General features: G+C 68.1%; 8 protein-coding genes. 7 read left to right on the top strand and 1 reads right to left on the bottom strand.

Annotated elements, in window-relative coordinates:
* From G3N94_RS37185 to G3N94_RS37160, 6 genes are all read left to right on the top strand, one after another.
* Positions 1-1,212: 3-hydroxyacyl-CoA dehydrogenase (locus G3N94_RS37185; protein ID WP_241022291.1), on the top strand; the 1,212-nt coding region annotated here is incomplete at its 5' end.
* A 30-nt stretch (positions 1,213-1,242) separates the two neighbouring features.
* Positions 1,243-2,451 (top strand): acyl-CoA dehydrogenase family protein, encoded by a 1,209-nt coding sequence (locus G3N94_RS37180; protein WP_205799215.1) that lies wholly within the window; start codon positions 1,243-1,245, stop codon positions 2,449-2,451.
* Between the two features lie 13 nt (positions 2,452-2,464).
* Entirely contained in the window at positions 2,465-3,619 is a 1,155-nt protein-coding gene (locus G3N94_RS37175) for an acyl-CoA dehydrogenase (protein WP_205799214.1), read from the top strand.
* A 419-nt stretch (positions 3,620-4,038) separates the two neighbouring features.
* Positions 4,039-5,328 (top strand): dicarboxylate/amino acid:cation symporter, encoded by a 1,290-nt coding sequence (locus G3N94_RS37170; RefSeq protein ID WP_205799213.1) that lies wholly within the window; start codon positions 4,039-4,041, stop codon positions 5,326-5,328.
* A gap of 4 nt (positions 5,329-5,332) precedes the next feature.
* A complete protein-coding gene (locus G3N94_RS37165) occupies positions 5,333-7,474 on the top strand; it encodes an ATP-binding protein (protein WP_205799212.1) in 2,142 nt (713 codons plus the stop codon).
* 70 nt (positions 7,475-7,544) lie between these two features.
* Positions 7,545-8,897, top strand: coding sequence for a sigma-54 dependent transcriptional regulator (locus G3N94_RS37160; protein WP_124600168.1), 1,353 nt, complete (start codon positions 7,545-7,547; stop codon positions 8,895-8,897).
* Between the two features lie 131 nt (positions 8,898-9,028).
* Here G3N94_RS37160 and G3N94_RS37155 read toward each other — a convergent pair whose 3' ends face one another.
* Complete coding sequence (locus G3N94_RS37155) at positions 9,029-9,565, bottom strand: TlpA disulfide reductase family protein (RefSeq protein WP_205799211.1); 537 nt, start codon at positions 9,563-9,565, stop codon at positions 9,029-9,031.
* A 164-nt stretch (positions 9,566-9,729) separates the two neighbouring features.
* Between G3N94_RS37155 and G3N94_RS37150 the strand changes: the two genes are divergently transcribed.
* On the top strand, positions 9,730-10,138 hold a 409-nt coding region (locus G3N94_RS37150; RefSeq protein WP_205799210.1), incomplete at its 3' end, for a hypothetical protein.

The raw sequence follows: 10,138 nt of genomic DNA, 5'->3' as shown, positions 1-10,138 counted from the left end.
GGCGTGGTCGGCGGCGGCACGATGGGCGCGGGCATCGCGGTCGCCGCGCTCGACGCGGGGCTGCCGGTGACGATGATCGAGCGCGACGACGCGGCGCTCGCGCGCGGCCGCGCGCATGTCGGGAAGGTGTACGACGGCCTCGTCGCGAAAGGCCGCATGACGCCCGCCGCGCACGCCGAGCGGCTCGCGCGCTTGAACGGCAGCACGTCGTACGACGCGCTCGCGCAGGCGGACGTCGTGATCGAGGCCGTGTTCGAGGATCTCGCGGTCAAGCAGGCCGTGTTCGCCGAACTCGCGCGCGTGTGCAAGCCGGGCGCGGTGCTCGCGACCAACACGTCGTATCTCGACATCGACCAGATCGCCGCGAGCATCGACCGGCCGTCCGACGTGATCGGCCTGCATTTCTTCTCGCCGGCCAACATCATGAAGCTGCTCGAGATCGTCGTGCCGGCGCGCGTGAGTCCGGAGGTCGTCGCGACCGCGTTCGCGCTCGCGAAGCAGCTGAAGAAGACGCCGGTGCGTGCGGGCGTGTGTGACGGCTTCATCGGCAACCGCATTCTCGCCGTCTATCGCACCGCGGCCGACTACCTGATGGAAGACGGCGCGTCGCCGTACCAGATCGACCGCGCGGTGCGCGAGTTCGGCTTCCCGATGGGGCCGTTCCAGGTCGTCGACCTCGCGGGCGGCGACATCGGCTGGGCGAGCCGCAAGCGCCGTGCGCCGACGCGCAATCCGCGCGCCCGCTACGTCGGGATTTCCGACCGGCTGTGCGAGCGCGGCTGGTTCGGCCAGAAGACGGGGCGCGGCTACTACCTGTATCCGGACGGCGCGCGCAGCGGCATGCCCGATCCGGAAGTGGAGGCGATCGTCGCCGACGAACGCGCGAAGAGCGGCGTCACGCCGCGCACGTTCACCGACGACGAGATCCTGCGCCGCTATCTCGCCGCGATGATCAACGAGGGCGCGAACGTCGTGCACGAGAAGATCGCGCTGCGCCCGCTCGATGTCGATGCGGTGTTCCTGCACGGCTACGGCTTCCCGCGCTATCGCGGTGGCCCGATGCACTACGCGGACACGATCGGCCTCGCGAACGTGCTGGCCGATATCCGCGCGTTCGCGAAGGAGGACCCGCTGTTCTGGAAGCCGTCGCCGCTGATCGTCGAGCTCGTCGAGCGCGGCGCGGATTTCGCCAGCCTGAACCGCTTCGACTGAACGTTCTCACGAATTCACTACGGATACCTGATGGATCTCGATTTCACTCCCGAAGAGGAAGCGTTTCGCGCCGACGTGCAGCGCTTCCTGCAAGAACGGCTGCCCGAGCGCATTTCGCGCAAGGTGAAGGGCGGCCTGCGGCTGACCCGCGACGACATGCGCAAATGGCACGCGATCCTCAACGCGCGCGGCTGGCTCGCGAGCCACTGGCCGCGCGAGTACGGCGGCCCCGGCTGGAGCGTCGCGCAGAAGTTCCTGTTCGACAACGAGTGCGCGCTGGCGGGCGCGCCGCGCATCGTGCCGTTCGGCGTGAACATGCTCGGCCCGGTGCTGATCAAGTACGGCAGCGAAGCGCAGAAGCGCCACTGGCTGCCGCGCATCCTCGACGGCACCGACTGGTGGTGCCAGGGCTACTCGGAGCCGGGCGCGGGTTCCGATCTCGCGGCGGTGAAGACGAGCGCGGTGCGGGGTGTCGACGCGCAGGGCGACCACTACGTCGTCAACGGCCAGAAGACGTGGACCACGCTCGGCCACTACGCGAACATGATCTTCTGCCTCGTGCGCACCGCGACCGACGTGCGCAAGCAGGAAGGCATCAGCTTCCTGCTGGTCGACATGAATTCGCCGGGCGTCGAGGTCCGCCCGATCGTCACGCTCGACGGCGAGCACGAGGTGAACGAGGTGTTCTTCACCGACGTGCGCGTGCCGGCCGAGAACCTCGTCGGCGACGAAAACCGCGGCTGGACCTATGCGAAATACCTGCTGACCTACGAGCGCACCAACATCGCGGGCGTCGGCTTTTCGACGGCCGCGCTCGACCGGCTGCACGCGGTGGCCGCGAAGGTGCGCAAGAACGGCCGGCCGCTCGCCGACGATCCGTATTTCGCGGCGCGCATCGCGCGCGTCGAGATCGAGCTCGAGAACATGAAGACGACCAACCTGCGCGTGCTCGCCGCAGTCGCGGGCGGCGGTGCGCCGGGCGCGGAAAGCTCGATGCTGAAGATTCGCGGCACGCAGATCCGCCAGGAAATCACGTCGCTGATGCGGCGCGCGATGGGGCCGTATGCGCAGCCGTTCGTCGACGAAGCGCTCGACGCCGGCTACGAAGGCGAGCCGGTCGGGCCCGAAGAGGCCGCGAGCGCCGCGCTGCAGTACTTCAACAACCGCAAGCTGTCGATTTTCGGCGGCTCGAACGAGATCCAGAAGAACATCATCGCGAAGATGATGCTCGGGCTGTAACGCAGGAGTGCAGATGGACTTTCGACATACCGAAGACCGCCGGATGCTGGCGGACACGCTGAACCGCTTCATCGCCGAACAGTACCCGTTCGCGGTGCGCGACCGCATCGCGCAATCGACGGAAGGTTTCGACCGGACGATGTGGGAACGCTTCGCCGAACTCGGCGCGATCGGCGCGCTGTTTCCCGAAGCCGACGGCGGGCTCGGCGGTGCGGGCTTCGACATCGCGGTCGTGTTCGAGTGTCTCGGGCGCGGGCTCGTCGTCGAGCCGTTCCTCGGCGCGCTGCTCGCGGGCCGCGCGCTCGCGCTCGCTGGCGGCGCCGCGCATCGCGACCGGCTCGCCGCGCTGATCGACGGCCGCGCGAGCGCCGCGTTCGCGCACGATGAGCCGGCGTCGCATTACGAGCTGACCACCGTGCGCACGCGTGCGGAACGGCGCGGCGACGGCTGGGTGCTGACAGGCGCGAAGGGCGTGGTCGATCAGGCCGAACAGGCGGCATTTTTCGTCGTCACCGCACGCACTGCGGGCGCTGACGACGATGCGGACGGCATCGGCCTGTTCGTCGTGCCGGCATCCGCGCCCGGCATGTCGCTGCGCGGCTATCGCAAGATTGACGGCGGGCGCGCGGCCGAACTTCGCTTTGACCGTGTCGAGTTGCCGGCCGATGCACTGCTCGGCGATCCGCACGCGGGCAGCGGCACGGGCGGTGAAGCGGGCGCGGCGCTGCTCGAACGCGTGCTCGGTTACGGCCTGCTTGCGCTGTCGGCCGAAGCCCTCGGCGCGATGGACGTCGCGAAGGAGCACACGCTGGAATACCTGCGCACGCGCAAGCAGTTCGGGGCGCCGATCGGCAGCTTCCAGGCGCTGCAGCACCGGATGGCCGACCTGCTGCTCGAAGTCGAGCAGGCGCGCTCGGCGGTGATCAATGCGGCCGCGCAGCTTGATGCGCCGCGCGTCGTGCGAGAACGCGCGCTCGCGGCGGCGAAGTACAGCATCGGCCGGATCGGCACGCTCGTCGCGGAGGAGAGTATCCAGCTGCACGGCGGGATCGGCATGACGTGGGAACTGCCGCTGTCGCACTACGCGAAGCGGCTCGTGATGATCGACCACCAGCTCGGCGACGAGGACCACCATCTCGCGCGCTACATCGCACTGTCGAAGCAATAAGCCGAAGACGGAGGATGTGACGACTTCGCACGGGCTGTACGTGCAGCATTGATTCATATGATGAAACATTACATCCGTCCGGATCGCCGGACGGATGTAATCCGGAATTCCGGAAACCCGGATTCCGACCCCTGCCGCATTGTGGGAAATTCAATAAAAACAAAGGCTTGACCGCTTTCATACGGCTGGCATCGACCTTGCAATATAGAAGCCACGGCCACCCCCGGCCCGACTACTACATCAAGGAGACAATCGATGACCAACGCCTTCCACCTCCCCCGGATGTCCTGAGGCATCGCTTGTTGCGGCACGGCAGCCGCGCGGGCGAGTGATCCAGCGGGCATTGCCCCCTTCCTCGTTCCTTCCCGCGCGCGTGACGCCGTTTCACCGGCTCATCTCTACCTTCATCAGGAATCACCGTGAAGAAGAAACCCCTCTACAAAGTGCTCTACGTGCAAGTGATCTTCGCCATCATCGTCGGCGTGATCCTCGGCCACTACTATCCGACCCTCGCCACCGAGATGAAGCCGCTCGGCGACGGTTTCATCAAGCTGATCAAGATGGTGATCGGGCCGATCATCTTCTGTACGGTCGTGACCGGCATCGCCGGCATGGAGGACATGAAGAAGGTCGGGCGCGTCGGCGGCAAGGCGCTGCTGTACTTCGAGATCGTGTCGACCTTCGCGCTGATGCTCGGCCTCGCGGCCACGCACATCCTGCGTCCGGGCGTCGGCTTCAACATCGATCCGGCAACGCTGAACGGCAAGGAAGTCGCGTCGTATGCGGCGAAGGCGCACGGGCAGTCGACGGTCGACTTCCTGATGCACATCATCCCGAACACGATGGTCGACGCGTTCGCGCAGGGCGAGATCCTGCAGATCCTGCTGGTCGCAATGCTGTTCGGTAGCGTGCTCGCGCACCTCGGCGAGCGCGGCAAGGTGGTCACCGACTTCATCGACGGGATGACGCGCGTGCTGTTCGGCATCGTGCACATCGTCACGAAGCTCGCGCCGATCGGTGCGTTCGGTGCGATGGCGTTCACGATCGGCAAGTACGGCGTCGGCTCGCTGGTGCCGCTGCTCAAGCTGATCGGCACGTTCTACCTGACGTCGGTCGTGTTCGTGCTCGTCGTGCTCGGCACGATCGCGCGCATCACCGGCTTCTCGATCATCCGTTTCGTCGGCTACATCAAGGAAGAACTGCTGATCGTGCTCGGCACGAGCTCGTCGGAAGCCGCGCTGCCGCAACTGATGGAGAAGCTCGAGAAGGCCGGCTGCTCGCGCTCGGTCGTCGGCCTCGTCGTGCCGACCGGCTACTCGTTCAACCTCGACGGCACCAACATCTACATGACGATGGCCGTGCTGTTCATCGCGCAGGCGACCAACATCGAGCTCACGTGGATGCAGCAGCTCACGCTGCTCGCGGTCGCGATGCTGACGTCGAAGGGCGCGAGCGGCGTCACCGGCGCGGGCTTCATCACGCTCGCCGCGACGCTCGCCGTCGTGCCGACCATCCCGCTGTCGGGCATGGTGCTGATCCTCGGCATCGACCGCTTCATGAGCGAATGCCGTGCGCTGACCAACATCGTCGGCAACGGCGTCGCGACGGTCGTCGTGTCCGCGTGGGAGAAGGAGCTCGACCGCGCGAAGCTGCGCCAGGCGCTGAACGGCGGTGGCGAAGTCGTCAACACCGAGACGGCCGGCGTCTGACGTCATGAAGGAGCAGGCGGCGGCGCCGCTCGCGGGCCGCGCGCCTGATGGCGGCAACTGCAGTGGCCGCAGCAACGGCGCCGGCAACGGCAGCGGCAACGGCAGCAGCAGCGGCAACGGCAACGGTAGCAGCAGGGCGGATGCGGACGGCTATGACACAATAGCTGATCCACATCGTCAGGAAGCCGTCCCCGTGAAGCGCCGCCTGCTCATCCTCGTCGCGCTCGCCACCGCGCTCGCCGCGGCCTGTGCGCTGACGTGGACCGTCACGTGGCGGCGCGGGATCGACGAGCTGCAGCGCAATGCCGCCGTGCGCGTCGATCGCACCACCAGCGCGCTCAAAAGCACGCTCGACCGCTATGAATCGCTGCCGTACCTGCTCGGCAGCCACCCGCTCGTGCAGGATCTGCTCGCCGAGCCGAAGCGCGCCGATTACGCGGCGCGCGCCAACCGCTATCTCGAAGACCTCAACCAGCACGCGCACGCGACCGTCACCTACCTGATCGGCGCGGACGGCCTGTGCGTCGCCGCGAGCAACTGGCGTGCGCCCGACAGCTTCGTCGGGATCGGATACCGTTTCCGGCCGTATTTCATCGACGCGATGCACGGCCAGGTCGGTCGCTTCTTCGGGATCGGCACGATCTCGCGCGATCCCGGCTACTACATCTCGCAGCCCGTGTGGCGCGATGGCCGCCTTGTCGGCGTCGTCGTCGTGAAGCTCAATCTCGAGTGGTTCCAGGGCGCGGACGCGTCCGAGCCGCTCGTCGTCACGGACGATCACGGCGTCGTGTTCCTGTCGTCGGTGCCCGCGTGGAAGTACCACACGCTGCGGCCGCTGGCGGGCCCCGTCGCCGCGTCGATCTTCGAAACCCGCCAGTACGCGCAGCAGCCGGTCACGCCGCTGCCGCTGCGCGTTGAACAACTGCTCGGCGCCAACGCGCAGATCGTGCGCATCGGCGAGGGCCGCCGCGCGCCGCGCTATCTCGCAACGCAACGCCGCATCGGCGAGCCCGACTGGACGCTCGTCACGCTCGCGCCGATCGCGCCCGTCGACGCGGATGCGCGCAACGCGACGATCGTCACCGGCTTCGGCTTCGTGTCGGTCGCGCTGCTCGCGTTTTACTGGCGGATGCGCCGCGCGCGCGTGCGCGAGATGATCCGCGGCCGCGCGCTGCTGCAGCAGGCGTATGCGGAGCTGAACCGGCGCGTCGAGGAGCGCACGGCCGACCTGTCGGAGGCAAACGAACAGCTGCAGAAGGAAGTCGGCGACCGGATCCGCGCGGAACAGGAGCTGCGCGCCGCGCACGACGAACTGATCCAGGCGAGCAAGCTTGCCGCGCTCGGCCAGATGGCGGCGGGCATCACGCACGAGCTGAACCAGCCGCTCGCCGCGCTGCGCAGTTTTTCCGACAACACCCGCGTGCTGCTCGACCGCGGCGAGCAAGGCGCGGCGCGCGAGAACCTCGAGGCGATCGCCGCGCTCACCGAGCGGATGGGCAAGATCACCAACCAGCTGAAGCTGTTTGTCGGCCGCGCGCGCCCGCGCAACGAGCAGGCGCTCGTCGTGCGCGCGCTGCGCAGCGTGCTGGCGCTACTCGACGAACGGCTGCGCGGCGTCACGCTCGTGCTGACGCTGCGGGATGCGACCGTGTCGCCCATGTCACCCGTATCGCCCGTGCCGCCCGCGCCGCTCGATCTCGCCAACGACCATCCGGAACTCGTCGCGCGCTGCGAGGACCTGCGTCTCGAGCAGGTGCTGATCAACCTGCTAGGCAACGCGCTGGACGCGGTGGCAGGCACGGCCGCACCGCGTATCGAAGTCACGGTCGACGTATCGGCCGCGACACTCGCGATCCAGGTGCGCGACAACGGTCCGGGCATCCCGCCCGACCTGCTGCCGCGCCTGTTCGAGCCGTTCTTCACGACGAAGGAAATGGGCCGCGGACTCGGTCTCGGGCTCGCGATCTCGTCGTCGATCGCGAGCGACGCGGGCGGCTCGCTGACCGCGCGCAACGCACCGTCCGGCGGCGCGCAGTTCGTCTTGACGTTGCGGCGCGCCCGCACGCATCATCCGGACTCCGTGTCCGGGCAGGCGGGTTCGCAAGAAGCGTCCGTCGCGCGCCGGACTGAGGGAAAATCGGCGTGAACCGACCCGCGCACGCGTTGCCGCCGCGCGGTCCGAGGGCCACGGGGCCCATCAGGAGCAAGTGAGTACGATGGCCAACCGGCTGCAAGTGATCTATATCGAAGACGACGCGCTCGTGCGCCGCGCGGGCGTGCAGAGCCTCCAGCTGGCGGGCTTCGACGTGACCGGCTTCGAGTCGGCCGAAGCCGCCGAGAAGGCGATCGTCGCCGACGCCGCCGGCGTGATCGTCAGCGACATCCGCCTGCCCGGCGCGAGCGGGCTCGACCTGCTCGCGCAATGCCGCGAGCGCGTGCCCGACGTGCCGGTGATCCTCGTCACCGGCCACGGCGACATCTCGATGGCGGTGCAGGCGATGCGCGACGGCGCGTACGACTTCATCGAGAAGCCGTTCGCGGCCGAGCGGCTGATCGAGACGGTGCGGCGCGCGCTGGAGCGGCGCGAGCTGGTGCTCGAGAACCACGCGCTGCGCCGCGAGCTTGCCGAGCAGAACGTCGTCGCGCCGCGCATCATCGGCCGCAGCCCGGCGATCGAACAGGTGCGCAAGCTGATCGCGAACGTCGCGCCGACCGATGCGTCGGTGCTGATCAACGGCGACACGGGCGCCGGCAAGGAGCTGATCGCGCGCAGCCTGCATGAACTGTCGCCGAGGCGTGACAAGCCGTTCATCGCGGTGAACTGCGGTGCGCTGCCCGAGCCGATGTTCGAATCGGAGATGTTCGGCTACGAGCCCGGCGCGTTCACGGGCGCGGCGAAGCGCCGGGTCGGCAAGCTCGAATACGCGTCCGGCGGCACGCTGTTCCTCGACGAGATCGAAAGCATGCCGCTCGCGCTGCAGGTGAAGCTGCTGCGCGTGCTGCAGGACGGCGTGCTCGAGCGGCTCGGCTCGAACCAGCCGATCCGCGTGAACTGCCGGATCGTCGCGGCCGCGAAGGGCGACATGAGCGAACTGGTCGCGGCCGGCACGTTCCGGCGCGACCTGCTCTACCGGCTCAACGTCGTGACGATCGCGCTGCCGCCGCTCGCCGAGCGCCGCGAGGACATCGTGCCGCTGTTCGAGCACTTCATGCTCGACGCGGCCGTGCGCTATGACCGCCCGGCGCCGGTGCTGACCGACCGGCAGCGCGCGAGCCTGCTGCAGCGCGACTGGCCCGGCAACGTGCGCGAGCTGCGCAACGCGGCCGACCGGTTCGTGCTCGGCGTCGCCGACATGCCGCAGGACGCGGCGGGCAGCGACGACGACGCGAACGAGCAGACGCTGAAGGAGCGCATCGAGCAGTTCGAGCGCGCGGTGATCGCCGAGGCGCTGAACCAGACGGGCGGCGCGGTCGCGGCGACAGCGGACCGGCTGCACGTCGGCAAGGCGACGCTGTACGAGAAGATGAAGCGCTACGGGCTGTCGGCGAAGGGCGAAACGGACCGCTGAAAAGAAACGGACCGCAGAACCGGTGATGTCCGGTCATGCGGTCCGTCTTGTGGTCCTTCTTGCGGCGTCGCGCGCATCGCGCGCCCGCCGGCCCTATCGGGCGAAGTGCTCAGGCAGCGCTTATGCAGCGCTTATGCAGCGTTCCCAAGCGCCTTCTTGAGCAGCGCGTCGAGCTCCGCGAACTGCGGCGCGCCGACATAGCGCTTCAGGATCTTGCCGTCCTTGTCGACGACGAAGGTCGTCGGCGTCAGCTGCACGTTGCCGAACTGCTTCGCGACGCTGCCATCGTCGAGTGCGACCTTGAACGGCAGCTGGCGCGTCTGCGCGTAGTTCGCGACGTACATCGGCGGATCGTAGTTCATCGCGACCGCGACGAATTCAAGGCCCTGTCCCTTGAAACGATTGTAGGTATCGACCATCTGCGGCATTTCCTGCATGCAGGTCGCGCAGCTCGTCGCCCAGAAGTTGACGAGGTAGACCTTGCCCTTCAGGTCGCCGGTGGTCGAGACCTTCTGGCCCGACAGCAGCGTGAACGTGGCGTCCGGCACGCTGGACTTGCCGCTGAACGCGAAAAAGCCGGCCACGGCGATGGCGGCCACGACGGCGAGCGCCGCGACATAGCGGATCGGGCTCGCGCGGCGGCTGGAGGAGGGAGGCGTGGAGTTCATCTGTGGTGCTCTCGGAGTCGGTCGGGGGACGCCGGACATGGCCAGGGACGTCGAAATTCGCTGGTCATTTTAGCGCGAATGCGGCGCACGCACCGGCGGTCGCCACACATCCCGGCGTTCCCGTTCGACGCATAATGCACGCTTTGCCCGCTCCGATCTCCGTCATGCCGAAGGAATTTGCCGCTCCGCTGCGTCCCCTTTTTCGTCCGCTGCGGCACATCGCCGCACTCATGTGCGCGAGCGCCGTGCTCGCCGCGTGCACGCCGTCGTACGACTGGCGCACGCTGCACAACGACGCCGGCTACACGATCGACCTGCCCGCGAAGCCGACCGTCGACGAGCATCCAGTGACGATCGGCGGCACGCCGATGAAGATGCGGATGCAGGCCGCGCACCTGGATGGTGCGGTATTCGCGGTCGGCACGGTGATGCTGCCGGACGACCGCGACGAGACCCGCCGCGCGGCGCTCGACTACCTGCGCGAAGGCCTGTCCCGCAACCTGGGCGGCGCGTCGCAGACCGCCGCGGTGCCGGTGCCGCTCGCGGCCGGTGGCGCGGTGAACGGGCTCGAGC

The sequence above is a fragment of the Burkholderia sp. Ac-20353 genome (assembly GCF_017104785.1).
GTDB lineage: Bacteria > Pseudomonadota > Gammaproteobacteria > Burkholderiales > Burkholderiaceae > Burkholderia.
Note: the sequence above shows the minus strand (reverse complement) of the source record. Positions and strands in the feature narration are given on the sequence as shown.